The sequence below is a fragment of the Streptomyces sp. NPDC059695 genome (genome assembly GCF_042733785.1).
Lineage (GTDB): Bacteria > Actinomycetota > Actinomycetes > Streptomycetales > Streptomycetaceae > Streptomyces.
This window is the reverse complement of sequence record NZ_JBHWFF010000002.1, coordinates 166,673-192,841: the sequence shown is the minus strand read 5'-3', so window position 1 is coordinate 192,841 and position 26,169 is coordinate 166,673. Positions and strand designations below refer to the sequence as shown.

23 protein-coding genes, 3 tRNA genes and 1 pseudogene are annotated in these 26,169 nt (G+C 72.9%); 23 read left to right on the top strand and 4 right to left on the bottom strand.

The annotated features are described in order from the left end of the window. The first annotated feature begins 45 nt into the window (after positions 1–45). Both ACFV2S_RS03515 and ACFV2S_RS03510 read left to right on the top strand, forming a co-directional pair. On the top strand, positions 46–648 hold the full coding sequence (locus tag ACFV2S_RS03515) for a hypothetical protein (RefSeq protein ID WP_385553848.1): 603 nt from the start codon (positions 46–48) through the stop codon (positions 646–648). Positions 649–799: 151 nt separating this feature from the next. Next, a complete protein-coding gene (locus ACFV2S_RS03510; protein WP_385553846.1) occupies positions 800–1,885 on the top strand; it encodes a hypothetical protein in 1,086 nt (361 codons plus the stop codon). Here ACFV2S_RS03510 and ACFV2S_RS03505 read toward each other — a convergent pair. Next, entirely contained in the window at positions 1,870–3,003 is a 1,134-nt protein-coding gene (locus ACFV2S_RS03505) for a M48 family metallopeptidase (protein ID WP_385553844.1), read from the bottom strand. The genes ACFV2S_RS03510 and ACFV2S_RS03505 overlap by 16 nt on opposite strands. 128 nt (positions 3,004–3,131) lie before the next feature. Here ACFV2S_RS03505 and ACFV2S_RS03500 point away from each other — a divergent pair, with 128 nt between their 5' ends. The 7 genes from ACFV2S_RS03500 (at position 3,132) to ACFV2S_RS03470 (ending at position 7,375) form a co-directional block, all read left to right on the top strand. Continuing rightward, positions 3,132–3,320 carry a hypothetical protein gene (locus tag ACFV2S_RS03500; RefSeq protein WP_385553842.1) on the top strand — a complete coding sequence of 63 codons (189 nt, stop codon included), beginning with the start codon at positions 3,132–3,134 and terminating at the stop codon, positions 3,318–3,320. 83 nt (positions 3,321–3,403) lie between these two features. Further along, entirely contained in the window at positions 3,404–3,565 is a 162-nt protein-coding gene (locus ACFV2S_RS03495; protein WP_385553840.1) for a hypothetical protein, read from the top strand. 52 nt (positions 3,566–3,617) lie between these two features. Further along, positions 3,618–4,238, top strand: coding sequence for a nicotinate-nucleotide adenylyltransferase (nadD, locus tag ACFV2S_RS03490; RefSeq protein WP_383793059.1), 621 nt, complete (start codon positions 3,618–3,620; stop codon positions 4,236–4,238). A gap of 19 nt (positions 4,239–4,257) precedes the next feature. Beyond that, the gene (locus tag ACFV2S_RS03485; RefSeq protein WP_385553838.1) at positions 4,258–6,006 is read left to right on the top strand and encodes an LCP family protein; all 1,749 of its coding nucleotides are present in this window, start codon (positions 4,258–4,260) and stop codon (positions 6,004–6,006) included. An 84-nt stretch (positions 6,007–6,090) separates the two neighbouring features. Continuing rightward, positions 6,091–6,555 carry a ribosome silencing factor gene (gene rsfS, locus ACFV2S_RS03480; protein ID WP_383793065.1) on the top strand — a complete coding sequence of 155 codons (465 nt, stop codon included), beginning with the start codon at positions 6,091–6,093 and terminating at the stop codon, positions 6,553–6,555. Then, the gene (locus tag ACFV2S_RS03475; protein ID WP_385554366.1) at positions 6,552–7,208 is read left to right on the top strand and encodes a histidine phosphatase family protein; all 657 of its coding nucleotides are present in this window, start codon (positions 6,552–6,554) and stop codon (positions 7,206–7,208) included. Before rsfS ends, ACFV2S_RS03475 begins: the two co-directional genes overlap by 4 nt. A 94-nt stretch (positions 7,209–7,302) precedes the next feature. Then, a tRNA-Ala gene (locus tag ACFV2S_RS03470) sits at positions 7,303–7,375 on the top strand. Positions 7,376–7,520: 145 nt separating this feature from the next. Here the strand turns inward: ACFV2S_RS03470 and ACFV2S_RS03465 are convergent. Beyond that, positions 7,521–8,396, bottom strand: coding sequence for a helix-turn-helix transcriptional regulator (locus ACFV2S_RS03465; RefSeq protein WP_385553836.1), 876 nt, complete (start codon positions 8,394–8,396; stop codon positions 7,521–7,523). A 101-nt stretch (positions 8,397–8,497) separates the two neighbouring features. On the opposite strand from ACFV2S_RS03465, the gene ACFV2S_RS03460 reads away from it, so the two are divergent. Together ACFV2S_RS03460 and ACFV2S_RS03455 are read left to right on the top strand one after the other, a co-directional pair. After that, a complete protein-coding gene (locus ACFV2S_RS03460; RefSeq protein ID WP_385553834.1) occupies positions 8,498–9,931 on the top strand; it encodes an MFS transporter in 1,434 nt (477 codons plus the stop codon). A 137-nt stretch (positions 9,932–10,068) separates the two neighbouring features. Beyond that, positions 10,069–10,302, top strand: coding sequence for a hypothetical protein (locus ACFV2S_RS03455; RefSeq protein ID WP_015033559.1), 234 nt, complete (start codon positions 10,069–10,071; stop codon positions 10,300–10,302). Here the strand turns inward: ACFV2S_RS03455 and ACFV2S_RS03450 are convergent. Further along, on the bottom strand, positions 10,281–11,612 hold the full coding sequence (locus ACFV2S_RS03450; RefSeq protein ID WP_385553831.1) for a glycosyltransferase 87 family protein: 1,332 nt from the start codon (positions 11,610–11,612) through the stop codon (positions 10,281–10,283). The genes ACFV2S_RS03455 and ACFV2S_RS03450 overlap by 22 nt on opposite strands. Before the next feature lie 121 nt (positions 11,613–11,733). Between ACFV2S_RS03450 and ACFV2S_RS03445 the strand changes: the two genes are divergently transcribed. The 11 genes and pseudogenes from ACFV2S_RS03445 (at position 11,734) to ACFV2S_RS03395 (ending at position 24,494) form a co-directional block, all read left to right on the top strand. After that, positions 11,734–11,806 (top strand) — tRNA-Ala (locus ACFV2S_RS03445). A gap of 72 nt (positions 11,807–11,878) precedes the next feature. Next, positions 11,879–11,951: transfer RNA gene (locus ACFV2S_RS03440), tRNA-Ala, on the top strand. A gap of 294 nt (positions 11,952–12,245) precedes the next feature. Further along, on the top strand, positions 12,246–15,119 hold the full coding sequence (leuS, locus tag ACFV2S_RS03435; protein WP_385553828.1) for a leucine--tRNA ligase: 2,874 nt from the start codon (positions 12,246–12,248) through the stop codon (positions 15,117–15,119). Between the two features lie 133 nt (positions 15,120–15,252). After that, a complete protein-coding gene (locus ACFV2S_RS03430; RefSeq protein ID WP_385553827.1) occupies positions 15,253–16,005 on the top strand; it encodes a hypothetical protein in 753 nt (250 codons plus the stop codon). A gap of 96 nt (positions 16,006–16,101) precedes the next feature. Further along, a complete protein-coding gene (locus ACFV2S_RS03425) occupies positions 16,102–16,947 on the top strand; it encodes a DegV family protein (protein ID WP_385553825.1) in 846 nt (281 codons plus the stop codon). Positions 16,948–17,077: 130 nt separating this feature from the next. Continuing rightward, on the top strand, positions 17,078–18,145 hold the full coding sequence (locus ACFV2S_RS03420; protein ID WP_385553823.1) for a helix-hairpin-helix domain-containing protein: 1,068 nt from the start codon (positions 17,078–17,080) through the stop codon (positions 18,143–18,145). After that, positions 18,142–20,691, top strand: coding sequence for a ComEC/Rec2 family competence protein (locus tag ACFV2S_RS03415; protein ID WP_385553820.1), 2,550 nt, complete (start codon positions 18,142–18,144; stop codon positions 20,689–20,691). The genes ACFV2S_RS03420 and ACFV2S_RS03415 overlap by 4 nt, the downstream gene beginning before the upstream one ends. Positions 20,692–20,755: 64 nt before the next feature. Next, the gene (locus ACFV2S_RS03410; protein ID WP_385553818.1) at positions 20,756–21,376 is read left to right on the top strand and encodes a winged helix-turn-helix domain-containing protein; all 621 of its coding nucleotides are present in this window, start codon (positions 20,756–20,758) and stop codon (positions 21,374–21,376) included. A gap of 5 nt (positions 21,377–21,381) precedes the next feature. Beyond that, positions 21,382–22,689 (top strand): MFS transporter, encoded by a 1,308-nt coding sequence (locus tag ACFV2S_RS03405; RefSeq protein ID WP_385553817.1) that lies wholly within the window; start codon positions 21,382–21,384, stop codon positions 22,687–22,689. After that, positions 22,686–23,505 (top strand): annotated as a pseudogene (locus tag ACFV2S_RS03400) (arylamine N-acetyltransferase). Before ACFV2S_RS03405 ends, ACFV2S_RS03400 begins: the two are co-directional and overlap by 4 nt. 98 nt (positions 23,506–23,603) lie before the next feature. Next, complete coding sequence (locus tag ACFV2S_RS03395; RefSeq protein WP_385553815.1) at positions 23,604–24,494, top strand: YceI family protein; 891 nt, start codon at positions 23,604–23,606, stop codon at positions 24,492–24,494. A gap of 90 nt (positions 24,495–24,584) precedes the next feature. Here ACFV2S_RS03395 and ACFV2S_RS03390 read toward each other — a convergent pair whose 3' ends face one another. Then, positions 24,585–24,827, bottom strand: a complete 243-nt coding sequence (locus tag ACFV2S_RS03390; RefSeq protein ID WP_086828707.1) for a hypothetical protein — start codon at positions 24,825–24,827, stop codon at positions 24,585–24,587. 62 nt (positions 24,828–24,889) lie between these two features. Between ACFV2S_RS03390 and holA the strand changes: the two genes are divergently transcribed. Further along, a complete protein-coding gene (holA, locus tag ACFV2S_RS03385) occupies positions 24,890–25,879 on the top strand; it encodes a DNA polymerase III subunit delta (protein ID WP_383797020.1) in 990 nt (329 codons plus the stop codon). Positions 25,880–26,169: the final 290 nt, after the last annotated feature.

The following is a 26,169-nucleotide window of genomic DNA, read 5'->3' as shown; positions in this document are numbered from 1 at the left end:
GCACTCTCCCTGCCCAAAACCACCTTCCGGGTCTACTCTGAATCCGTGCCGGACGACGTGGGGGGCAGGCCGTTCCAGGACGGCGGGGACCCCGAGGACTCTGTCGACCGCGGAGGCGCCGACGAGGTCCACGCCGACGTGGTCTTCGACGAGGACTTCGTCAGGGCCGCCACCATCCACGAGCCCACCGCGGTCGAGCGGCTCCTCGCCGCCGCCCAGGCCCGTGCGGAGGCCGAGGCCGCCCGCGCCCGCGCCGGCGGCGGATCCGTGGAGGAAGACCCCTACGAGGACGGCCACGAGCCCTCCGGCCTCACCTACGAGCCCGACGACGTCGGCGACGACGCCAGCCCCTACGGCCGCCACGGCGGAGCCCTGCGCCCCTACCGGGGCAGGGCCCGCTGGCTCCGGCCCGTCGCCTGGGTCCTCGCCCTCGTCATGGGCGTCGGCATGGTCGCCCTGGCCTTCAGCGCCGTCTACCGGGGCGCGGCCGCCAACCACGAGGACCAGGTCCCGCCGCCGGCCACCACCGGCGTCGACGCACCGAACCCGAACCCCGCCCCACCGGCCGCCCAGGCCCCCGCCCCCGCGCCCGGGTACCCGGCCGGTGCCCCGGCCGTGTCTCCCGCCGGCGCGGTGTCACCCCGATAGACGCAGCCGGCCGGAGAAGGGGCGCCCGGCCCGTGCGACCGGACACTCCCTGGGCGCCCGCGCGCGCCGGGACACCCTGACGGCGCAATTCTTCCGAACTTGTCGTGTACCTGGGCGTTTACCGAAGCCCCCGCAGACCTACCCTGAAGGTATGGCAGGGCGTGGCGACCCGCCTGAGGGGACGCCCGAGGGGTTCCCCGGCGGTGGTGAGGACGAATACCGATCCGTCGTCTTCGACGAGGCGTTCATTCGCGCTGCCCACCTCCAGGAGTTCTCGGCCCAGGAGCGGATGGGCGAGCACGCCCGCGCCGTCCGCAGCCGCTCCTCCTGGGAGCACCGGAGCGGGTCCCGCCAGGCCGTCCTGCTGGTGCTGCTGATCCTCCTCGCCTTCGGCACCGCAATCTATCTGGGCGTACGCAACCCGTACATGCCCCCCGTCGACCAGCGGGCCGAGCCCCTGCGGACCACCGTCGTCCCGCTCGCCCCCCGGGGCACCGTCCCCGGCGGCACGCCCGCCCAGCTCTTCGCCCACAGCCCGGCCGCCGAGTACCGCACCGGCGCCGCGGGCATCAACCTGCCCGTCGCGGGACGCACCTCCCACTTCGCCGAGAGCCAGGTCGTCACCGGTCTCAGCATCGCCAAGGACTACCTGGTGGCCTCCGCGCTGGAGCCCGACGTCCTGACCGGGGCGACCGTCCGGCCCCCGCGCCTGCTCCTGGACCCGGACCAGCAGGAACAGTTCGACCGGAGCGTCGAGTCCCCCGCGGACGACGGCCGGCACGCCCTCGCGGGCTGGCTGGTCCGCTTCGACCCCCGGCAGGTGGCGCTCGCGGAGCCCGCGGCCCGGGTGCAGGGCACCCTCCGCTTCGAGGAGACCGGCCCCGACACCCTGGACGTCACCGCGGACCACACGTACACCTACGCCCTCCGCCCGGCCTCCCGGGGCAGCGGTCCGGTCGCCGCGGCGTCCCTCTTCACGGTCCACCGCGTGGTGCACTTCCGCTTCGACCGCGAGGACCTGCGCATGCATCGCGCGGAGCTCCTGACCAGCACCGTGGAGGCCGGGCCGCAGGCCTGCGGCGCCGACACCACGGGCTCCCTGAAGCCGCTCCTCGCGGGGACGCGGGCCTCCGACGCGAGCACCGGCCCGGCGGTCACCGACCCGTACGCCACCGCCCGGCCCGCCGCCCCCGCGCTGTGCGGAGCGCTGGCGCCGAGCGCTCAGCCCTCGCTCTGACCGCCCCCGGCGGAGGTGCCGTCCCCGGACGGACCGTCGCCGCCCTTGCCGTCCCCGGCCGGGGAGCCGTCCGTCTTCTGGCCGCCCTGGCCGCCGAACCGGTTGCGCAGCCGGCCGCCCAGGTCGCCCGCCAGGTCACCGGCGCCGCCGGCTATGTCCCCGACCAGCTTCAGCAGCGGATCCTTGCTGGTCCGCACCGTGTCGGCGTAGTGCCCCGCCGACTCGCGGAACGAGTCCGTGACCGAGGTGTCCTTGTCCTCCGAGCGCTTCGGGTAGTGCCCGTCCATGATCCGCTGGTAGTCGCGGTTCTCCGACCACTTCTTCAGCTCCGCCGCCCGGACGGTGGTGAAGGGGTGCGAGCGCGGCAGCACGTTGAGGATCTTCAGGACCGAGTCCCGCAGGTCACCGGCCTTCTCGTACTCGTCGGCCTGGGCGAGGAACGCGTCCACGTTCATCTCGTGGAGGTGGTTGCCGCCGGCGATCTTCATCAGGCCGCGCATCGAGGCCTGCACGTCCTGGCCGACGAGGAGCCCGGCCCGGTCGGCGGAGAGCTCCGACTTGCGGAACCACTCGCGCAGCGCGGTCACGATCGCCGTGATCGCGACCGTCCCCAGCGGGATCCAGGCGACCTTGAGCGCCAGGTTGGTGAGGAAGAGCAGGACCGTCCGGTACACCGCGTGCCCGGAGAGCGCGTGCCCGACCTCGTGGCCGACGACCGCCCGCATCTCCTCCTCGTCGAGGAGCTCCACCAGACCGGTGGTGACCACGATGATCGGCTCGTCCAGGCCGATGCACATCGCGTTGGGCTTCGGGTCCTGGACGACGTACATCGGCGGGACCTTCTCCAGGTCCAGGATGTAACAGGCGTCCCTCAGCATGTCGTTGAGATGGCTGAACTGCGCGTCGCTCACCCGGACGGAGTCCGAGAGGTAGAGGAGTCGCAGGCTGCGCTCCGGCAGCAGCGCGCTGAGCGCCTTGAAGGCCGTGTCGAAGCCGCTGAGCTTCCGCAGGGCCACCAGGGCCGAACGGTCCGCCGGATGCTCGTAGGCCCGCGAGGAGATGCCGGGGAACCGCTTCCGCTGCCTGCTCGGCACGTTCCCCTGGTCGTTCTCGGTCATGGATGCCCCCTGTTCGTACGAGTCGGTGCTCGTCCCCCTGACTGCACCCAGCCTAGGTGCTGGCGCTACCGTGTGGCGGGGCCTGTGGATAACTGGGGCACCAAGGACGACCGAAGGGCACGACCGACATGCCGGACACCGCCGACGCCACCGAACTGCTCGCCGCCGCACAGCAGGGGCTGGGCGACACGCTCCGGATCCTGCTGCTCGTCTCGATCGTGGGCGGGGCCCTGCTCGCCTGGTTCCTGCTCCGCGGATACCGCACCGACGAAGGCGACGGCGGCGACGGCGACACGGGCCGTGACGCCAACGCCTGAGTCGGCGTGAGCGCGCCGCGACCGCCCGCATACGATGTGCGCGAAGTCTCCGCTCCCATCCCCGATCGATAGGTCTGTCGAAGATGAGCCTCCACAGCACCGCCGCCCACCTGGTGACCCTCGCCGAGGGGTCCGAGCACGGCGGCAACCACGAAAGCCTCAGCCCCTACCTCACCGGCTTCGGTGCCTTCGGCGTCCTGCTTCTGCTGCTGTGGATCACCACCCGCTTCAACCGCGACCGCTGAACCGGATACCGCTGATCCGGCGTCCGGCGCCGTGCCAGTAGGCTCTGCACGCATGGGAGAGCAGGAAGTGCCTACTGGCGGGCGCGGGAAGCGCCGACTCGGCGTGATGGGCGGAACCTTCGACCCGATCCACCACGGACACCTGGTGGCGGCCAGCGAGGTCGCCGCCCTGTTCCACCTGGACGAGGTGGTGTTCGTACCGACCGGGGAGCCGTGGCAGAAGAGCCACAAGGTCGTCTCCGCGGCCGAGGACCGCTATCTGATGACGGTCATCGCCACGGCGTCCAACCCGCAGTTCTCCGTGAGCCGGATCGACATCGACCGCGGCGGTGCGACGTACACCATCGACACCCTGCGTGACCTGGCGTCCCGCAACAGCGACTCGGACCTGTTCTTCATCACCGGGGCCGACGCGCTGTCGCAGATCCTCACCTGGCGCGACGCCGAGGAGCTCTTCTCGCTCGCCCACTTCATCGGCGTCACCCGCCCGGGCCACGACCTGACCGACGACGGGCTGCCCAAGGGCGGCGTCTCCCTCGTCGAGATCCCCGCGCTCGCCATCTCCTCCACCGACTGCCGGGTGAGGGTCGCGCAGGGCGATCCCGTCTGGTACCTGGTCCCGGACGGCGTGGTGCGCTACATCGACAAGCGCCAGTTGTACCGCGGCGAGTGAGCCTCGGGGAGGGGCACCGGTGAACGATCAGCAGCACCCGTACGACCCGTACCATCCGCAGCCGCAGATCATCGGCTACGACGAGTACGGGCAGCCGGTGTACCAGCAGCCGCAGGCGCAGCAACAGGCACAGCAGCAGGCGCCCGCGCCGTACTACGACCCGTACGGCGGACAGCAGCAGGAGCAGCAGGCGTACGGCTACGACCCGTACGCCCACCAGCAGCCGAGCGCCCAGCAGCCCGTCCCGCCCGCGCAGTACGACTCCTACGGCGGGCAGGGCTACGCCTACCCCTCCTACGACACCGGACAGCGGTGGGCCGCCCCGGCCGAGGCCGTGCCCGCTCCGGTCCAGCAGCCGGTCCAGCCGCCCCTCCAGGCTCCCGCACAGGCCGCGGCGCCGGCCCCCGCGGCCCAGGCCGCCCCGGTCGCGGCGCCGGCCGGAGTCCCCGGCCAGCGCCCCGCGTCCGAGCGTCCCGCCGCGCCGCGGCGGGACGAGGACGACCCCGCGTACCGCACCGAGCAGTTCTCGTTCATCGAGGAGCCCGACGAGGACTCCGAGGACGTCATCGACTGGCTCAAGTTCACCGAGAGCCGTTCGGAGCGGCGCGAGGAGGCCAGGCGGCGCGGCCGCAACCGGATCGTCGCGCTCGTCGTCGTCCTCGTGCTCGCCGTCGCCGGAGGCGTCGGCTACCTCTGGTCCGCGGGCCTGCTCCCCGGCTCGTCCGACCCGGAGGCGAAGGGCGGGGCCGCGGCGACGGGACCGCAGCAGCGCGACACGATCGTCGTCCACCTGCACGACCTCAAGAACGGCAACACCTCCACCGCCCTGCTCGTGGACAACACGACCACCCGCCAGGGCACCACGGTCCTCCTCCCCAACGCGGTCGTCGTCGCCGACGCCGAGGGCTCCGGGACCACCCTCGGGAAGTCCGTCGACGAGGACGGCTCCAGCGGCACCCGGGAGGCGATCGGGAACCTGCTCGGGACGAAGATCGCCGGCACCTGGCGGCTGGACAGCCCGTACCTGGAGAACCTCGTCGAGTCCGTCAGCGGCATCGAGATCGACACCGACACGGACGTCCCCGACACCCGGAAGGGCGCCGACCCGCTCGTCCGGAAGGGCGAGAAGCAGACGCTGAACGGCCGCGCCGCCGTCGCCTACGCCACCTACCGGGCGCCCGGCGAGGCCGAGGCCGCGCAGCTCCAGCGCTTCGGCCAGGTCATGTACGGGGTGCTGCGCAAGTTCTCCAGCGACCCCGCGTCGGCCACGCTCACCATCGAGACCCTCCAGCAGATCCTCGACCCCTCGCTCCCGGAGAAGGACCTCGCCGCCTCGCTGGCCAAGCTCGCCGAGCACGCCAAGATCGGCGACTACAAGACGGCCCTGCTCCCGGTGGGCCAGGACGGCGCCCTGACCGAGGAGGCGAGCGACAGCGTGGTCAAGGACATCCTGGGCGGCAAGGTCACCGCCCCCGAGGCGGGCGAGGTGCCGCGGGTCTCGGTCCGGGACGGATCCGGCAAGAAGTCGGGCGAGGCCGCCCGCATCGCCCTGATCAACGGCGGCTTCGCCTTCGTCGGCGGCGCCGACGCGCCGGCCAGGGAGGAGTCGCAGGTCCTCTACGGCGACGACGCCCAGAAGGCGACGGCGACCGAGGTGGCCAAGACGCTGGGCCTCCCCGCCGGCGCGGTGGCGAAGGGCAAGCCCTCGGGAACGATCGCCGTCACCGTGGTCCTGGGCCGGGACTACAAGGCTCCGGGAGCCCGGTAAGGGGCGCCCTGGAAAACGCCGACAGGGCCGTCGGCGGTCCGTGAGACCCTGGAGGGGTACTGGACCGCCGACGAAAGCCTGCTTGTGACCGCCACGGACCGTTCCATCGAGCTCGTCAAGACCGCCGCACAGGCGGCCGCCGACCGGCTCGCGCACGACATCATCGCGTACGACGTCAGCGACGTGCTGTCGATCACCGACGCCTTCCTGCTCGCCTCCGCGCCCAACGACCGCCAGGTCAAGTCGATCGTCGACGAGATCGAGGAGCGGCTGCAGAAGGAGCTCGGCGCCAAGCCGGTCCGCCGTGAGGGCGACCGCGACGCGCGCTGGATCCTCCTGGACTACGTCGACATCGTCGTCCACGTCCAGCACAGCGAGGAGCGGGTCTTCTACGCTCTGGAGCGGCTGTGGAAGGACTGCCCCGAGCTCGACCTGCCCGAGGACGCCCTGAACACCCGGGGCAAGGCCGCCGAGCACGCCGCGCTGACGGGCGCCGACATCGAGGCCGGCTCCGGCCTTCCCGAGGGACCGGACGGTGAGCTGAGCTGAGCACCACCACCCAGGGCGGCAGCGGCCGCCGCATCGTCCTCTGGCGTCACGGCCAGACCTCGTGGAACCTGGAGCGCCGTTTCCAGGGCTCGACCGACATCGAGCTGACGGAGACCGGCGTCGGCCAGGCGCGCAGGGCGGCCCGGCTGCTCGCCGCGCTCCGGCCGGACGCCATCGTGGCCTCCGACCTGAAGCGGGCGGCGGCCACCGCCGCCGAGCTCGCCGCGCTCACCGGTCACTCCGTCGCGCACGACTCCGCCCTGCGCGAGACGTACGCGGGGGAGTGGCAGGGACTGACCCACGACGAGATCGTCGCGCGGTACGGCGAGCAGTACGCCGCCTGGAAGCGCGGCGAGCCCGTGCGCCGCGGCGGCGGAGAGCTCGAGACCGAGGTGGCCGACCGGGCCGCCCCGGTGGTCCTGGAGCACGCCGACAAGCTTCCGCAGGACGGCACGCTCGTCGTGGTCAGCCACGGCGGCACCATCCGTACCACCATCGGCCGGCTCCTCGGCCTGGAGGCCCAGCACTGGGAGAGCCTGGGCGGGCTCTCCAACTGCTGCTGGTCGGTGCTCGGTGAGGGCGCCCGCGGCTGGCGTCTGCTGGAGCACAACGCGGGCACGCTGCCCGAGCCGGTCCTCGGCGACGACGACTGAGCCCCCGACCGGCCTGCCGGGCCCGGATTTCACTTTCCGGCAGGTCACAGGCTAAAGTTCTTCTTGTTCGCAGCGCGGAGCGCGAAGAACACGAGGGGCTATAGCTCAGTTGGTAGAGCGCCTGCATGGCATGCAGGAGGTCAGGAGTTCAATTCTCCTTAGCTCCACAGTCACCGAATCCCGTCCCCAGCAGGGGGCGGGATTCGTCGTATCCCCGGCGGGTCGTTCCGCTCGCCGCTCCCTGAGCCCGCCGCAGGTCCCGCACCTCGTCGCTTCCTGGGCTTTCCGCGGGTCCCGTACGCTGCCGCCCCCTCAGCCCGGCGCCTTCGTCCGGTTCAGGATCTCGATCGCCTCCCGGCTCTCCTCGTCCGTCGGCGTGTACGTCACGATCCGGCACTCCGGCATCCCGTTGACCGAGAGGGAGACCGAGATCAGCCTGATCTCGCCCACCAGGTCGTGCCGGAAGACCTTCACCCGGGTCCCCGGGGGGATCACGTCACCGCTGCGCCAGAGCCGGGCGAACTCCGTGCTGTTCGCCGCGAGGCGCCGTACGAACTCCTCCCACTCGGGCTCGCCCACGTGATGGCCGTACGCGCCCCGCAGCTGGGCCACCATCAGGGGCAGCTCCCGCTTCCGGTCGACGATGGGGCACTTGGGCCCCGGGAGGCTGAAGAGCGCCCAGAGCACGTTGCGCACGCCGTACGGCCCGGTGTCCAGGCCCGGTCCGTCCTGCATCAGGAGCCGCTCGTACACGGCGTTGGTCGCGAGCACGTCGTACCGCGCGTTGTAGAGCACCGCCGGGAGCGGGCGCAGGGCGTCGAGGATCCCCTGGATCTCCGGGCTGACCTCCGGGATGTCCGCGGCCGACCGGTCCGGGGCGTACGGCACTTCGGCGAGGTGGTAGAGGTGCTCGCGCTCCGGCCGGTCCAGCCGGAGGGTGCGGGCCACCGCGTCGAGGACCTGCGCGGAGGCGTTGATCGGCCGTCCCTGCTCCAGCCAGGTGTACCAGGTGACACCGACGCCCGAGAGCTGCGCGACCTCCTCGCGGCGCAGTCCCGGGGTGCGGCGGCGGAGCCCCGGCGCCATGCCCACGTCCTCCGGGGTCACCCTCGCGCGGCGGCTGCGCAGGAAGGCGGCCAGCTCCGGCCGTCGCCGCCGCTGTGTCGGTAGTGCTGCCACGATCGTCACGCCCCCATGGTCGAGTCCCCGTGCCGCCGCTGCCAGGTGGTGTCAGTACCAGCATCGGCGGGCTCTCGTTACCCGTATCCGATCGCGGTCACGCTCGGCGCATGACCTCGACCGCGACACGTCCCACCCTCAGTAAAGACCGTGGCACCGACAACCGCCCGGGCCTGCTCCTCGGAGTCGTGCTCGCCGCCCAGTTCATGGCACTCCTCGACGTCTTCATCGTCAACGTCGCCGCCCCCACCATCCGGACCGAACTCGCCGCGTCCGGCGGTGCGCTCCAGCTCGTCATCGCCGGATACACCATCAGCTACGCCGTGTTGCTCATCACCGGAGCCCGCCTCGGCGACCTGCTCGGCCACCGCAGGGCGTACCTCGCGGGGCTCGCGCTGTTCACCGCGGCCTCCCTCGCCTGCGGACTCGCCGCCGACGCCGGTCAGTTGATCGCCTTCCGGCTGGTGCAGGGCGCGGGCTCGGCCCTGATGATCCCCCAGGTGCTGAGCCTCATCCAGCGCAACTTCACGGGCGAGGGCCGGGTCCGGGCCCTCAGCGCCTACTCCGCGGTCCTCGCCACCGGCGCGGCCGCCGGCCAGGTCGTCGGCGGCGTCCTGGTGAGCGCCGATCTCTTCGGCACCGGCTGGCGGCCGGTCTTCCTGGTCAACGTCCCCATCGGCGCCGCCCTGCTCGCCCTCGGCGCCCGGGTGCTGCCCCGGGACGCCCGCACCGGCTCCCCGCGTGCGCGTGCCCTCGACCTGCCGGGTCTGCTGCTGCTCGGCGCCGCCGTGTCCCTGCTGACGGTCCCCCTGGTGCTCGGCCAGGAGGAGGACTGGCCGCTGTGGTCCTGGCTCTCCCTGGGCGGCTCGCTGGTGCTCGCCGCCGTCTTCGGCGGGTACGAGTCCCGGCTCGCCCGGCGCGGTGGCGCCCCGCTGATCGCCCCGCGCGTGCTGCGCGTCCCCGGGATGGGGCGGGCCGTCCTCTGGATCTCCGTGGCGATGGGCGTCAACGCCGGATTCCTGTTCACCCTCACCCTGCACCTGCAGGGCGGGCTCGGCCACAGCGCCCTGCGCGCCGGACTGACCTTCGGTCCCGCCGCGGTCGTCTTCGGCGTCGTCGGTCTGACCTGGCGGCGCTGGCCGGTCCGGCTGCACCGCGCGCTGGTCCCGGGCGGCTTCCTGCTCGCGGCCGCGGGAGCGCTCGCCGTCGGAGCGCTGCTCGGGGACGGCGGTACCGGCGGATGGGGGCTCTACCCGGCCCTGGGCGTGCTCGGCGCCGGGATCTCACTGGCCTTCAGCCCGGCCCTGACCGGTGCGCTGGCCACCGTACGGCCCGAGGACGCCGCCGACGCCAGCGGACTGCTCGCCACCGTCACCCAGCTCGGGCAGCTCGTCGGCGTCGCGTCGTTCGGCACGCTCTTCCTCGGCCGGTACACGGGTTCCGGAGCTCAGGACTCCGCCGACGCGCTGTGGGTGACCCTGCTGGCCCTGGCCGCGGCCTCCGTCGTCGGCGCCCTCGCGGGACTGCCGCGACGATCGCGCTGACCCCCCTTGCGGGGCCATGGCAGAATCGGACGGCCGGAGGGGGACAGGATCCGGACGGGAGGGTGACCCAAGTGCTCGGCGACCACGGCAGGGTGTCCTATGGGTGCACGGCCTGCGGCCACAGCTGGAGCTGATTCATGGGTGCACACAGGCGGAAGTGCGACTGGTGCGGCAGCGGTACGCCCATCGTGCGCGACATGGATCCCGTCAACCCCGGGTTCCAGTACTGGTGCGAGGAGTGCGCGCGGGCGCTGATCATAAAAGGCGACCCCATCGAGACGTACCGCGAGCTGGAGGGGGAGCCGATCTACGGCCGGCTCCTCGACGAGCACTGCACCCTCAAGCGGTTCTACTCCTTCGCCACGGCCTGACGCGCCTCGTCCCGCCCGACGGCCCCGGCCCGGAGTCCTTCGTCCTCCCCGAGGTCGTTCGCCACGGCCCGGCGTCCTTCGTCCGGCCCGAGGTCCTTCGCCCGGCCGGTGGTCCGCAGGGTCAGCGCGTAGCCCACGAGCAGTGCCGTCGCCGTCAGCGGATAGATCGCCGACAACATCATCTGGCCCGCGTTCTGGTCCAGTTCGGGGCGGCCCGGGTCGTGCGGGACCCACCACAGCGCGAACGAGGCGAAGGCCAGCGCCACGGCTCCCGTCACCGGCCACGCGCGCGTGGAGCGGTCCGCGAGCAGGATCAGCAGCGGCACGCACCAGACCCAGTGGTGGGACCAGGAGATCGGGCTGATCATCAGCGCCGTGAACGCGCAGACGACCACGGCCACCGCCTTGTCGCCGCGCACCGCGGCCCGTACCGCGAGCACCATCGCGGCGCCGCCCAGGACGGCCGCAGCCACCGCCCACCACATGCCCGGGTCGTCCGTGTGCATCAGCCGGGCCAGGACCCCGCGGATCGACTGGTTGGCGGTCTCCTCGGCGAAGCCGACCCGGCCGGTCTCGAACAGGGTCTCCGTCCAGAACCGCTTCGAGTCCGCCGGCAGCGCGATCGCCACGGCCAGCGTGGTCGCGAGGAACACCCCGGTCGCCGTCAGCGCCGTTCGCAGCCACTGGTTCATGCGCCGGTCCCGGCGCCACAGCAGCAGACCGGCGGCGAACAGCAGCACGACGAACAGTCCCGGTGTGAGCTTCACCGCGGTCGCCAGGCCGATGCCGAGCCCGGCCCAGCGGCTGCCCTCGCGCCGGGTGAGGTCCCAGAGCACCGCCACCGCTATGAGCAGGTTGATCTGGCCGTACCGCAGGGTCGTCCACACCGGCTCGCACCAGACCACGACGGCGGCGACCCAGAACGTCGTGCGCCACAGATCCGCACGGGAGAGCGTGGGACGGACCAGCTGGACCGACAGCTGCACCAGGGCGACCACCAGGAGCAGGTTCCCCGCGGTGGTGAGCGTGCGCATCAGGGGGACGCCGACCAGGGTCAGCGGGACGAACAGCAGGGCCGCGAAGGGCGGGTAGGTCATGCCGAGGTTCGCCGAGGTGGCGCGCATCGCGTACAGATCGCCGCCCGCCCGGACCGTCTCGCCCTCGGCCCGGTAGACCATCACGTCGAGCATGTTCACGTGGGCGAGGCGTTGCGCCACCCAGAAGGCCGCGAACGAGAGCAGACAGACCGCCGCGGCGGTGGCCAGGGGCCACGGCCGGGCGCGGGTTTTGGAGAGCACGGAGACGGACACAGTCGGCGACCCTACCCGGGGGCCCGCGCGGGGCGGGCAAACCGATTTGGCGATCTGCCGCGCGGGCCGTTACTGTTCTGTCCGTCGCCGCGAGCGAGATCGAAGCCGGGACGACAATCAAGGGGCTATAGCTCAGTTGGTAGAGCGCCTGCATGGCATGCAGGAGGTCAGGAGTTCAATTCTCCTTAGCTCCACAGAACGGAACCGAGCCATCCGCATCGGATGGCTCGTGCCGGTTCTGCGGAAATCTGAACATTCCCGCGTACGGGGCTATAGCTCAGTTGGTAGAGCGCCTGCATGGCATGCAGGAGGTCAGGAGTTCAATTCTCCTTAGCTCCACAGTCACCGAATCCCGTCCCCGGCAGGGGGCGGGATTCGTCGTTTCCACGACCGCCTCCACCGCCCGGAACCCCTTCCGCTCCGCGGAACGCCGGTGCGGCCCGCTCGGGCCCTGCGGTACCCTGGCGCCATGCGTGCCGTACGCCTCCTGCTTACCGAGCCGCGCTGACCAGTCCCGACGGATGACAGACATCCCGTCGGAGTCGGCGCGGCATCCCCTCCTGTGCGAGGGGATTTTTCATTTCGGGCAGTTCGTGGCAGTGGGCAGAGACGATCGATGGAGCATCAAGGACCATGACCGAGATCACGACGGCCGCCGAGACGGCGGCCCCTCATCGCTACACGTCGGCCATGGCCGCCGACATCGAGGCACGCTGGCAGGACTTCTGGGACGCCGAGGGCACCTACGAGGCGCCGAACCCCACCGGTGACCTGGCGGGCGACCCCGCGGTCGCCGCCCTCCCCAAGAAGTTCATCATGGACATGTTCCCGTACCCCTCGGGTGCGGGCCTGCACGTCGGCCACCCGCTCGGCTACATCGCCACGGACGTCTTCGCCCGCCACGCGCGCATGACCGGCCACAACGTGCTGCACACCCTGGGCTTCGACGCCTTCGGCCTGCCGGCCGAGCAGTACGCCGTGCAGACGGGCACGCACCCGCGTGTGTCCACCGAGGCCAACATGGAGAACATGAAGGTCCAGCTGCGCCGGCTGGGCCTGGGCCACGACAAGCGCCGGTCGTTCGCCACGATCGACCCGGACTACTACAAGTGGACCCAGTGGATCTTCCTGCAGATCTTCAACTCCTGGTACGACGACGAGGCCGCCAAGGCCCGGCCCATCGCGGAGCTGATCGAGCAGTTCGAGAACGGCACGCGTGAGGTCCCCGGCACGCGCGCGTGGAGCGAGCTGAGCGCCGCCGAGCGCTCCGACGTCCTGGGCGAGTACCGCCTGGCGTACGCCTCCGACGCGCCCGTCAACTGGTGCCCCGGCCTGGGCACCGTCCTGGCCAACGAGGAGGTCACCGCCGACGGCCGCTCCGAGCGCGGCAACTTCCCCGTCTTCAAGGCCAAGCTGCGCCAGTGGAACATGCGGATCACCGCCTACGCGGACCGCCTGCTCGACGACCTGGACGCACTGGACTGGCCCGAGGCCATCAAGCTGCAGCAGCGCAACTGGATCGGCCGCTCCGAGGGCGCCCGCGTCGACTTCCAGGTCGGCGACACCGGAGCCATCACCGTCTTCACCACCCGCCAGGACACGCTGTTCGGCGCCACCTACATGGTCCTGGCGCCCGAGCACGATCTGGTCGAGAAGATCGTCCCGGCCGCCTGGCCCGACGGCACCCACGCGGTGTGGACCGGCGGTCACGCCACCCCCTCCGAGGCCGTCGACGCCTACCGCAAGCAGGCCGCCTCCAAGTCCGACGTCGAGCGCCAGGCCGAGGCCAAGGACAAGACCGGTGTCTTCACCGGCGCCTACGCGACCAACCCGGTCAGCGGCCAGAAGGTCCCCGTCTTCATCGCCGACTACGTCCTGATGGGCTACGGCACCGGCGCGATCATGGCCGTCCCGGCGCACGACAGCCGCGACTTCGCCTTCGCGCGCGCCTTCGAGCTGCCGATGCGCTGCGTCGTCCAGCCGAGCGACGACCGCGGCACCGACCCGTCGACCTGGGACGACGCCTTCTCCTCCTACGAGGCGAAGCTGGTCGGCTCGGCCAACGACGAGATCTCCCTGGACGGCCTGGGCGTCGTCGACGCCAAGGCGAAGATCACCGCCTGGCTGGCCGACCGCGGCATCGGCGAGGGCACCGTCAACTTCCGCCTGCGTGACTGGCTCTTCAGCCGCCAGCGGTACTGGGGCGAGCCCTTCCCGATCGTCTACGACGAGGACGGCGTCGCCCACTCGCTGCCCGAGTCGATGCTGCCCCTGGAGCTGCCGGAGGTCGAGGACTACTCGCCGCGCACCTTCGACCCCGACGACGCGGACACCCAGCCGGAGACCCCGCTCTCCCGCAACGAGGACTGGGTCAACGTCACCCTGGACCTGGGCGACGGCTCCGGCCCCCGCCGCTACCGGCGCGAGACCAACACCATGCCCAACTGGGCCGGCTCCTGCTGGTACGAGCTGCGCTACCTGGACCCGCACAACGCCGAGAAGCTGGTCGACCCGGCCGTCGAGCAGTACTGGATGGGCCCCCGCGAGGGCATGCCGACCGGTGGCGTCGACCTGTACGTCGGCGGCGCCGAGCACGCCGTGCTGCACCTGCTGTACGCGCGCTTCTGGTCCAAGATGCTGTTCGACCTGGGCCACATCTCCTCGGCCGAGCCGTTCCACAAGCTCTACAACCAGGGCATGATCCAGGCCTTCGTCTACCGCGACGCGCGCGGCATCGCCGTGCCGGCCGCCGAGGTCGAGGAGCGGGACGGCGGCTTCTGGTACCAGGGCGAGAAGGTCAGCCGCGTCCTGGGCAAGATGGGCAAGTCGCTGAAGAACGCGGTCACGCCGGACGAGATCTGCTCCGAGTACGGTGCCGACACCCTGCGCCTGTACGAGATGGCGATGGGCCCGCTGGACGTCTCGCGCCCCTGGGACACGCGCGCGGTGGTCGGCCAGTACCGCCTGCTGCAGCGCCTGTGGCGCAACATCGTCGACGAGGCGACCGGTGAGGTCACGGTGGTCGACACGGCGGCCGACGAGGACACGCTGCGCGCCCTGCACAAGGCGATCGACGGTGTCTCCCAGGACATGGCGGCGATGCGCTTCAACACCGCCATCGCGAAGATCACCGAGCTGAACAACCACCTGACCAAGTCCGGTGGCGCGATCTCCCGGCCGGTCGCCGAGCAGCTGGTGCTGCTGGTCGCCCCGCTGGCCCCGCACATCGCCGAAGAGCTGTGGCGCCGGCTGGGCCACACCGAGTCGGTCGTCCACCAGGACTTCCCGGTCGCCGACCCGGCGTACGTCGTCGACGAGACCGTGACCTGCGTCGTGCAGATCAAGGGCAAGGTCAGGGCCCGCCTGGAGGTCTCCCCGTCGATCACGGACGCCGAGCTGGAGACGCTGGCGCTGGCCGACCCGCACGTCGTCGCGGCGCTGGGTGACGCGCAGATCCGCAAGGTGATCGTGCGCGCGCCGAAGCTGGTCAACATCGTCGCCGGCTGACCGCCGCGCCGACCACGGTTCGCGTCCTTCCCCTAGGGGGAGGCTGGGGGCAGGTTGAGGGTTCGAAGGGAACCGTCGGCCTGCCCCTTCCGTTTACCGTGGAAGAACAACAGTCGAGGTCGGAGGGGCACCCATGGAAGCCACGATTATCACGATCATGGCCCTGCTCTTCTTGTCGTTCGTGGCGCTCGGGGTGTTCGTCACCGTGAAGGTCGCGAAGGCCGCCAAGCGCGGGGTGGACCGCACCATCGACCAGGCCCGGCGCACGGTCGAGGACACCACGCTGCGGGCCAAGAGCATCGGCCAGGTCGGGGCCGCCGGCGAGCTGGCCCGGCTGCGGCTCTCGCTGCGCACCTCGATGCGCGCCACGCAGGAGGCGCTCCAGGCGGGCGTCGGCGAGGACGCCTCGCTCAAGGAGTCGCTCGACCTGTTCCACCGGCTCAGCGCCCACGGGCTCGAACTGGACGCGGACCTCAAGCGACTGGAGCGCGAGCCCGACCGGGCGTGGGTGGCCGGCCAACTGCCCGAGCTCGCCGCGCGGACCGAGCGGATCACGGGCTCGGCCGACGCGCTGCGCCGCGCCGCGCGGGACCGGGCGCTGAAGTTCGCGGAGGACGACCTGTCCTCGCTCAGCGCGCAGATCGACGTCGAGGCGGGCGCCCTGCGTCATTGGACGGGACCCGAGACCACGCCGGGGACGGCCGCCCGGACAAGCGGTGCCGGGGCGCCGGACGCGGCGACTGCGGACGGATGGGCACCGCCCGCCCGGCCCGCGGGCCAGACCGGTCCGGGAGCCGGTGGAGAGCCGTCCGCGATCACCGGGCCCGACCCGCGCCGGACCGTCTACCCCTGGGAGAAGTCGGCCCGCCCCGAGACCAGCACCTGACCCTGCCGCCCCACGCGAAGGCGCGGTGGGGCTCGAAGGCGCCCCGGTGGGGGGCCGGGCTGCCGTGCGAAGGCCTCGGCGGGTAACCTCCCGCTCATGTCCCGGCATGTCGCGATCGTCACCGATTCCACGGCCTACCTGCCACGCCAGACGAGGGAGCGGCACGCGATCACCACGGTCCCGCTGACCGTCGTCATCGGCGACCGCGCACTCGAGGAGGGCACCGAGATCTCGGCGAAGGCCCTGGCCGAGGCCCTCCAGAAGCGCCGGCCCGTCACCACGTCCCGCCCGAGCCCCGAGGTCTTCGCCGAGGCCTACCGCGAGGCCGCCGCGGCGGGTGCGCGGGGCGTCGTCTCGCTGCACCTGTCCGCCGAGGTCTCCGGGACCTACGACGCCGCCGTGCTCGCGGCCAAGGACGCCCCCGTGCCCGTACGGGTGGTGGACACCCGCATGGTCGGCATGGCGCTCGGCTTCTGCGCGCTCGCGGCGGCTCGGGTCGCGGAGGCGGACGGCTCCCTCGACGAGGCGGTCGCCGCGGCCGAGAAGCGGGCCGCGGGCACCTCCGCCTACTTCTACGTCGACACCCTGGACTACCTGCGCAGGGGCGGACGCATCGGCGCCGCGCAGGCACTGCTCGGCTCCGCGCTGGCGGTCAAGCCGCTCCTCGAACTCGACGGCGGGCGGATCGAACTGCGCGAGAAGGTACGGACGGCCTCGAAGGCGATCGCGCGCCTGGAGGAGATCGCCGTGGAGCGGGCCGGCTCCGGTTCCGTCGACATCGCCGTGCACCACCTCTCCGCACCGGAGCGGGCCGCCGCGCTCGCCGACCGGCTCCGAGAGCGTCTGCCGGGAGTCGAGGAACTCGAGGTCAGCGAGGTGGGTGCGGTCATCGGCGCCCACACGGGACCTGGGCTGCTCGCGGTCGTCGTCTCGCCGCACTGAGGGTGCCGGGCCCCCCGCGCGAGCCCTGCCATCCCTCTCGCGGGTGAGGGAGTTTTCCACAGAGGAGCGGCTGTCCACGGAAGACGGATGAGCTCCGCACGGGCCTTCCGTGACTCCTACCGTCACGGACATGACTCTTCGTTCACGCATCGCATCGACCACCCCCAGGACCTCGGGCACGCCGGGCGGCCCGACGAGCGGGCCGGGACGCGCGCCCGGTTCGGACGGGCGCGGCCGGCCAGGAGGGCGCGGCTCGCCCCACGGGCGGGCCCGGAGGCGCGCCCGGGTCGTGAGGGCCGCGTTGGCGCCGGGAGGGGCTGTACGGAGGCGGGGGGACGCCCTGTTCCCGACCGCGGCTCCGCCGGTGCCGCCTGTCGTACCGCCCCCGGTGCGCGCGCCGGAGGTCCGGCGGGAGCTACCGGAGGCGCCGGAGCGTGGCTCCCCTCCAGGTGTACGGGAGCGGCTGGCCGCCCTGCTCCGTGACCGCACCCCGGTGTGGGTGCAGACCAGGTGCGGGCTGGAGCCGAGGGCGCTCGGGGCGCTGACGGTGGTCCTGCTCGTCGCCGCGGTCGTCGCGGGCGCGTACTTCTGGACCGGCAGGCCCGAGGCGGTGCGCGCTCCGGAGCTCGTCCGTGCCGCGGCGCCCGTCGCCCCCGAGACCGCCGTGCCCGCGCCGGGAGCCGGTTCGGGAGCCGGTTCGGGAGCGGGAGCGGGTGCCGGGGTGCCGGGAGGGCCGGGTGCGGGGGCTTCCGCCGGGGCGCTGGTCGTCGTGGACATCGGCGGCAAGGTGCGCAGGCCGGGGGTGCTGACCCTGCCGGCGGGTTCGCGGGTGGCGGACGCCCTGCGGGCGGCGGGCGGGGCGGAGCCGGGCGCCGATCTCACCGGGGTCAACCGGGCCCGCGTGCTCTTCGACGGCGAGCAGGTGCTGGTCGGGGTGCCGGGGGCGCCGGGGTCCCCGGCAGGGGGATCCGGTCCGGGCGGTGGTTCGGGGGGCGGCGCGCCGGGGGTTCCGCTGAGCCTCAGTACGGCCACGGCGGAGCAGCTCGACGGCCTCCCGGGTGTCGGCCCCGTGCTCGCGCAGCACATCGTCGACCACCGGACGGAGCACGGCGGCTTCCGGTCGGTGGGGGAGCTGCGCGAGGTCGACGGCATCGGTGAGCGCAGGTTCGCCGATCTCGAACCGCTGGTCCGGCCGTGAAGCACGAGGAGGCCGTCGACGGGGCGCTCGGTGAGGAGACGGGCGCGGGGGCGTCGGCCCTGTGGGAGGGACCGGTCGATCTCCGGCTCGTTCCTCTCGCGGTGGCGGCCTGGGCGGCGGCGGCCTGGGCCGTGGGCGCCACCGGGTGGTGGACGGTGGCCGGTGTCGTGGTCTGCGTGGCGGCGGCCCTGGTCCTGTTGACGCGGGGGCGGGCCCGGGGGCGAGGCGACCCGGGGGACGGTCCTGGAGCCGCGGTGCCGGGGAGCACGGCAGCCGTGGTGCCGGGGAGCACCGCCGGGTGGCGGTTGCGGGCGACCGCGTGGGCCGGGGTGCTGCTCTGCGCGGCGGTCGGGGCCGCGTCGGCGGGGCTGCACGCGGCGGATCTCCGGCGGGGGCCGGTGCCGGAACTGGCGCGGGAGTACGCGCGGGCCCGGCTGGAGGTGGCGGTGACCTCCGATCCGCGGCTCACCCGGCCCAAGGTCCGGGGCAACGCGATGGCGCCGGTCGCCATCGTCCTGGACGGGGAGGTGACCCGGGTCGAGCGGCCGGACGGTTCGGTGCACCGGACCCGGGCGCCGGTCCTCCTGATCGTGCCCTCCGGGGACGGCCGGGAGGAGTGGCTGCGGCTCCTGCCCACCACCCGGCTGCGGGTCGGTGCCCGGCTCGCGCCGCCGCTGCGGCCCGGTGAGCCCTTCGCGGCCGTGCTCAAGGTCGACGGAGCGGGACCACCGCTGATCGTCGGACCGCCGAGCGCGGTGCAACGGACGGCGGGGGAGCTCCGCTCCGGGCTGCGGAGGGCGACCGAGGGGCTCGCTCCTGACGCGCGGGCCCTGCTGCCCGGGCTGGTCGTCGGGGACACCTCCCGGGTCGGCCCCGAGCTGCGGGAGGCGTTCGAGGCGACGGACCTGACCCATCTCCTGGCGGTCTCGGGAAGCAACCTCACCGTCGTCCTGCTCCTGCTCATCGGGCGGCCCGGGCGGGCGCACCAGGTGGAGCGGGGCGGGCTCGCGCCACGGCTCGGGCTGTCGCTGCGGGTCACGGCGGTGGCCGGGGGAGGGCTGACGCTCGCCTTCGTGATCGTCTGCCGGCCCGATCCGAGCGTGCTGCGCGCGGCGGCCTGCGGGCTGGTGGCCCTGCTCGCGATCGGGACCGGACGCCGGAGATCGCTGATCCCCGCACTGGCGGCGGCCGTGCTCCTCCTCGTGTTGTACGACCCGTGGCTCGCGCGGAGTTTCGGCTTCCTCCTCTCGGTCCTGGCGACCGGGGCGCTGCTGACGATCGCCCCGCGCTGGAGCGATGCCCTGCGCCGGCGCAGGGTTCCGGACAGGTTGGCCGAGGCCCTGGGCGCGGCCCTGGCGGCGCAGGCGGTGTGCGCGCCCGTCGTCGTGGTGTTCGCCGGGCGGGTCAGTCTCGTGTCGGTCCCGGCGAACCTTCTGGCGGAGCTCGCGGTGGCGCCGGCGACGGTGTGCGGGTTCGCCACGCTCGCCCTGGCGGCGGTCTGGATGCCCGCGGCCGAGGTCCTCGCACGGGTGGCGGGATGGCCGGCCGGGTGGATCGCCCGGGTGGCCCGTACCGGCGCCGACCTGCCGGGGGCCGAGGTGGCGTGGCCCGGCGGGTGGTGGGGCGGTCTCGCCCTGGCGCTGCTCACGGCGCTGGTGGTCCTCGGGGCGCGGAGGATGCCGTACCGGGGTGTGGTCGGTGCGGTCCTCGCCGGGCTGCTGCTGCTCGCGGTGGTGCGGCCGGTGCCGCTGGCCCGGTGGGTGACGGGGTGGCCGCCGCCCGGCTGGGTGCTCGCGATGTGTCAGGTGGGGCAGGGGGACGCGATGGTGCTCGCCGCGGGCGGGGACTCCGCCGTGGTGGTGGACGCGGGTCCCGACCCCGTACCGGTCGACCGCTGTCTGACCGAACTCGGGGTGCGGCGGGTGCCGTTGCTGGTGCTCACCCACTTCCACGCCGACCATGTGGCCGGACTTCCCGGCGTGTTGAGGGGGAGGGCGGTGGGGGCGATCCAGACCACGGGGCTCGAAGAGCCGCCCGCGCAGGCCGCGTTCGTGCGGCGGACGGCGGCCGCCGCGGGCGTTCCGCTGGTGCGGGCCGCGGCGGGTGAGCGGCGGAGGGTCGGGGCCCTGGAGTGGCGGGTGCTGTGGCCGTGGGGCGGTGCCGAGGGGGGCGTCGGGGGGCCCAACGACGCCAGTGTCACCTTGCTCGTCCGCGCCGGGGGAGGGGTGAGTCTGCTGCTGCTCGGGGACCTGGAGCCGCCGGCTCAGCGGGCGTTGGCGCGGGCTCACCCGGAGTTGGGGCCGGTGGACGTGCTCAAGGTCGCTCATCACGGTTCGGCGTATCAGGACCCGGGCCTGATACGGGCCGTGCGGCCGAGGCTCGCGCTGGTGTCGACGGGGCGCGACAACCCGTACGGCCATCCCTCGGCCCTGACGCTGGAGGCGCTGCGGGCGGGTGGCGCGCGGGTGCTGCGGACCGACCGGGACGGAGCCGTGGCAGTGGTGGGTGCGGGGCGGGGGCTCGTGGCGGTACCGGGAGGGGGGTGAGGGCGCGGAGGAGGCTTGTAAAGAAGTGCTTGTAAAGAAGTCTTTCTATAGATACCTTTTCATCATGCCGGAGACCAGCACACCGCAGCCCGGGGACGAGCAGCCCCGCAGTATCCGACTCACCGACCCGCGCGCCCTGCGGGCCTATGCCCATCCGCTGCGGATGTCGCTGGTGGGGCTGCTGCGCAGCAGCGGGCCCTTCACCGCCACCCGGGCCGCCGAGCTGACCGGCGAATCCGTGGCCAGCTGCTCCTACCACCTGCGGATACTCGCCAAGTACGGACTGGTGGAGGAGGCGCCCGGCGGGCGGGGGCGGGAGAAGCCCTGGCAGGCCACGGCCCGCTACACGGAGTGGCCCGAGTACAGCGAGGACGCGGCGGTCGCCGAGGCGGCCGACGCGCTCAGCACCGCCGTCGCCGAGCGCTACTTCGAGCGGGTCACCCGGGCCATGGAGAACCGGCACCGGTTGCCGAGGGAGTGGCAGGAGGCCGAGGAGTTCGGCGACTCCCTGCTCCACCTCACGCCCGAGGAGCTGACCGGCCTCCGCCGGCGGATCGGCGAGCTGCTCCGGCCCTACGAGGCGCGCACGTCGGACCCCTCCCTCAGGCCGGAGGGCGCACGGCCCGTCAGCATCCTGCGGATCGCCTACCTGGACCAGGACATCCCCGACAGCGAAGAGGAGTGAACGAGATGGCCCTCGTGGAACGCATACCGGCGCTGCTGCGCGAGCGGACCTTCCGCCGGTACTGGACCGGACAGACCATCTCGCTCGCCGGGGACCAGATCTCGCTCATCGCGATCCCCCTCGCGGCCGTCCTGGCCCTCGGCGCGGACGCCGCGGCGATGGGCCTGCTCAAGACCGCCGAGCTGCTGCCCGCGCTGCTGCTCAACCTGCCGCTCGGCGCCTGGGCCGACCGGCAGACGAGCCGTAGACGCGCCATGATCGCGGCCGACATCGGGCGGGCGGCGCTGGTACTGACCCTTCCCGTCGCCTACGCGATGGACGCGCTCACGCTCGGGCAGCTCTACGCGGTGGCCTTCGGGATCGGCGCGCTCACCGTGCTCTTCGAGGTGTGCAACGCCACGCTGTTCGTCGCGCTCGTCCCCACCGATCGGTACGTCCAGGCGAACTCTCTTGTCAACGGGAGCCGTTCGATGGCCTGGCTCGCGGGACCCGGTGTCGGGGGCCTGCTGGTGCAGTTCCTGACCGCGCCGTTCGCGCTGGTCGCCGACGCCGTCACCTATCTGGTCTCGGCCGGCTACCTGGCCCGGATCAAGCCGGCCGAACCCGCCCCCGCGCCCGTGGCCAAGGGGCACTTCACCGAGGGGCTGCGCTGGGTGTTTCGGGAGCCCTCCATGCGCGCGCTCTTCGCCGCCTCCGGCACGGTCCAGTTCTTCAACCTCATGTTCCACACCCTCTTCGTCCTCTACGCGACCACCGAACTCGGCATCGACGCGGGCCTGCTCGGCCTCATGCTCGCCGCCGGAGCCGTCGGAGGCCTCCTCGGGGCGATGGTGAGCGGGGCGGTCGTCCGACGGGTCGGGATCGGCGGCTCGCTCGTCGCCGGCTTCGTCGGCTTCACGGCGCCGCTGCTCCTGGTGCCCCTCGCGGGCGGGCCGCTCCCGCTGGTGGTGGGCGTGCTCTTCGTCGCGGAGTTCCTCTCCTGCGCCGGGGTGATGATCGTGGACGTCGCCGCGGGGTCGTTCCAGATGGCGTTGATACCCGACGCCGTACGGGCGAGGGTCATGGGCGCGTACCGCACCCTCAACCACGGTTTCCGTCCGCTCGGCGCGCTCGCCGGCGGCCTGCTGGGCACCGCCGTCGGGCTGCGCCCCACGCTGTGGATCGCCACCGTCGGCGCCGCCCTCGCCGTGCTCTGGCTGCTGCCCTCGCCGCTCGCCAGGATGCGGGAACTTCCCGCGAGGGAGGGGGAGTCGGAGTCCGGCGGGGGAACCGACGAGAGAACCGGATCGACGGAAGGCAGACTGCCCGTATGACCACATATGAACCCGCCACCATCGACGCCTATCTGCGCCGCATCGGCGCCCGGCGGCCCGCACGCGCGGACAGCGCCGCGCTGCGCGAGCTGCACCTGCTCCACCTGCGGACCGTGCCCTTCGAGAACCTCTCCCTCCACCTCGGCGAGCCCGTCGTGCTGGACGAGAAGGCGCTGCTCGACAAGGTGGTCGGGGCCCGCAGGGGCGGGTTCTGCTACGAGCTCAACACGGCGTTCGCCGTGCTGCTGCGGGAGCTCGGGTGCCGGGTCTCGCTGCTCCAGGCGCGGGTGATCGGGCCGGACGGGACGCCGGGCATCCCGTACGACCACATGGCGCTGCTCGTGGAGACGGCGGAGGGGGAGCGGTGGCTGGCCGACGTCGGGTTCGGCGACCACAGTCACCACCCGCTGGCCTTCGACGCCCGCGACGACCAGGTGGACCCGGGCGGGGTCTTCCGGATCACGGAGGCGGCGGACGGCGATCTGGACGTGCTGCGGGACGGGAAGCCCCAGTACCGGCTGGAGCCGCGGCCGCGGGAGCTCGCCGACTTCACCGCGGGTGCCTGGTACCACCAGACCTCGCCCGACTCGCACTTCCCGCGGTCGCTCATCTGCTCGCGGCTCACCGAGGACGGCCGGATCACGCTCAGCGCGCCGAAACTCATCACCCGCGCCGGAGGCGAACGAGAGGCGGATCCTCGACGGCGAGGACGAGGTGAGGAGCGCGTACCGGGAGCTGTTCGGCATCGAGCTCGACGTGCTGCCGTCCGTGCGCGCCGTCGGCCACGACGGAAGCCCCAATTCGGACCCTCGGTAACACTTGCCCCCACTCGCCTCGTTTGCCTCGAACACCTCAATGGTGATCGAATGCGACTTCGTTGCATAGTGAATGAGTCGCACGGGGGTGCGTGAAGAATGTTCGATCGTCTCTTCGGGAAGCGTGCGGGCGGAGCCGCGCGCGGCGGGCCGCTCGCCGGCCTCGCGGTCCCGTCCTCGGCGGGAGTGCTCAGCTGCCGGGTGCTCGACCCCGTGCACGAACCCGTCCGGCAGGCCGAGTTCGTCGTCAGCGACACGGCGGGCCGCAAGGTCCTGGGCGGGGAGACCGACCCGTACGGCACGGTCCTCGCGACCGTGCCGGCCGGCGAGTACCGGGTCGCCGTCACCTCCGAGGGCTACACGCCCTACCACGGAAGCGCCGTCGTGGCCCGGGGCGAGCACCACGGCCTCGGCGACGTCCTGCTGCAGATCGCGCCCCCGCCGCAGCTCCCGGAGCCGGGGGAGTGGGAGATCGACCCCACGCATTCGCAGATCGGCTTCACCGCGCGGCACATCGGCCTCGCCCGGATCCACGGACGGTTCAACGGCTTCGCGGGCGCGGTGCGGATCGCCGAGCGCATGGAGCAGTCCGCGATGCACGTCGTCATCGACGCGGCCTCCATCGACACCGGGGTGCAGATGCGCGACGACCACCTGCGCTCCGGCGACTTCCTCGACGTCGGGGTCCACCCGACGCTGGAGTTCTACAGCGAGCGCTTCACCCACCGGGGCGGCAGCCGCTGGGCCGTCACCGGGGCGCTCACCCTCCACGGGGTGAGTCGCACGGTGACCCTGGACACCCAGTACCTCGGCCTCGGGAGCGGTCTGGAGGGCGAGACCCGGGGGGCCTGCCGGGCCACGACCGAGCTGCACCGGGAGGACTTCACCCTCACCTGGCAGACGCTGCTCGCGCGGGGGATCGCGGCCGTCGGGTCCAGCATCAGCATCGACCTCGACATCCAGATCGTTCCGAAGGCGGGGCGTTCCTGAGGAGTGCTCCCTGGGGGTGGTCCTGCGGGGTGCTCCTCCTGAGGGGTGCTCCTCGCCGGTGCTCCTGAGGGGAGGCCCTGAGGGGAGGTCCTAAGGGGCCTCCAGCCAGCCCTCGTACTCGGCGGCCAGCGCGTCGAGGGCCGCCGGGTCGAGGCGGGCGTCCGGGTCCTCGACGACCACCAGCCACTGCGCGTCCTCGGCGTCGTCCTCCCCGGCCAGGGCGTCCCGCACGAGCTGCGGTTCCTCGGCCAGGCCGAAGCGGTCCGGGAGCTCGCCGGCGACCTCCTCGGCGGCGTCGCGGTCGGGGAGCACCAGTACGTGTCGTTCACTCACCCCGCCATTCTCGTACCCCGTACGGGCGGTGGTGTCAGTGGCCCGTGGGATGCTGGATCGCGATGGCCACCAGAAAGACTTCCCCCGACGACCTCCTCGGCCCCGTGACGCTCGCCGTGGGGCAGGAGGACCTGCTCCTCGACCGTGCCGTACGGGACGTGGTGGCGGCGGCCCGGGCCGCCGACGCCGACACGGACGTGCGCGACCTCGCCCCCGAACAGCTCCAGCCCGGTGCGCTGGCCGAGCTCACCAGCCCCTCGCTCTTCGCCGAGCGCAAGGTGCTGATCGTGCGGAACGCGCAGGACCTCTCCGCCGACACGATCAAGGACGTCAAGGCGTATCTGGACGACCCGATCGAGGACATCTCGCTCGTCCTGCTCCACGCCGGCGGCGCCAAGGGCAAGGGGCTGCTCGACGCGGCGCGCAAGGCGGGGGCCCGCGAGGTCGCCTGCCCGAAGACGACCAAGCCGGCGGAGCGGCTGACGTTCGTACGGCAGGAGTTCCGGACACTGGGACGGTCGGCCACGCCCGAGGCCTGCCAGGCGCTCGTGGACTCCATCGGCAGTGATCTGCGGGAGCTCGCGTCGGCGGTCTCGCAGCTCACGTCCGACGTGGACGGGACGATCGACGAGGCCGTCGTCGGCCGGTACTACACGGGCCGCGCCGAGGCCTCCTCCTTCAACGTCGCGGACCGCGCCGTCGAGGGGCGGGCCGCGGAGGCCCTGGAGGCCCTGCGCTGGTCGCTCTCGACCGGGGTCGCGCCCGTGCTCATCACCAGTGCGCTGGCCCAGGGGGTACGGGCGATCGGCAAGCTCTCCTCGGCGCGGGGCGGGCGCCCCGCGGACCTGGCGCGGGAGCTGGGGATGCCGCCCTGGAAGATCGACCGGGTGCGGCAGCAGATGCGGGGCTGGACGCCGGACGGGGTGTCGCTCGCGCTGCGGGCGGTCGCGGAGGCGGACGCGGGGGTGAAGGGCGGGGGCGACGACCCGGAGTACGCGCTGGAGAAGGCGGTGGTGGCGGTGGCTCGGGCGGCGCGGATGCGGCGGGCGTAGGGCGGGGGGTCTTCCCCCACCCCGCCCCTTCCCGAAACCCTGCCGGGGGCTGGTGGGGGTGGGGGTCGGTTGTTCTTCCGGGGGCTTGCCCCCGGGCCCGTATACGCGGCCGCTTCGCCCCGCCTCCGGCGCGCGCGAGCCCGCAGGAGCGGCTCCGCACGGCGCGTACGAACCCGTGACACACTCCCGGTGCTCCCGGTGCTCCCGGTGCTCCCGGTGCTCCCGGTGCTCCCGGTGCTCCCGGTGCTCCCGGTGCTCCCGGTGCTCCCGGTGCTCCCGGTGCTCCCGGT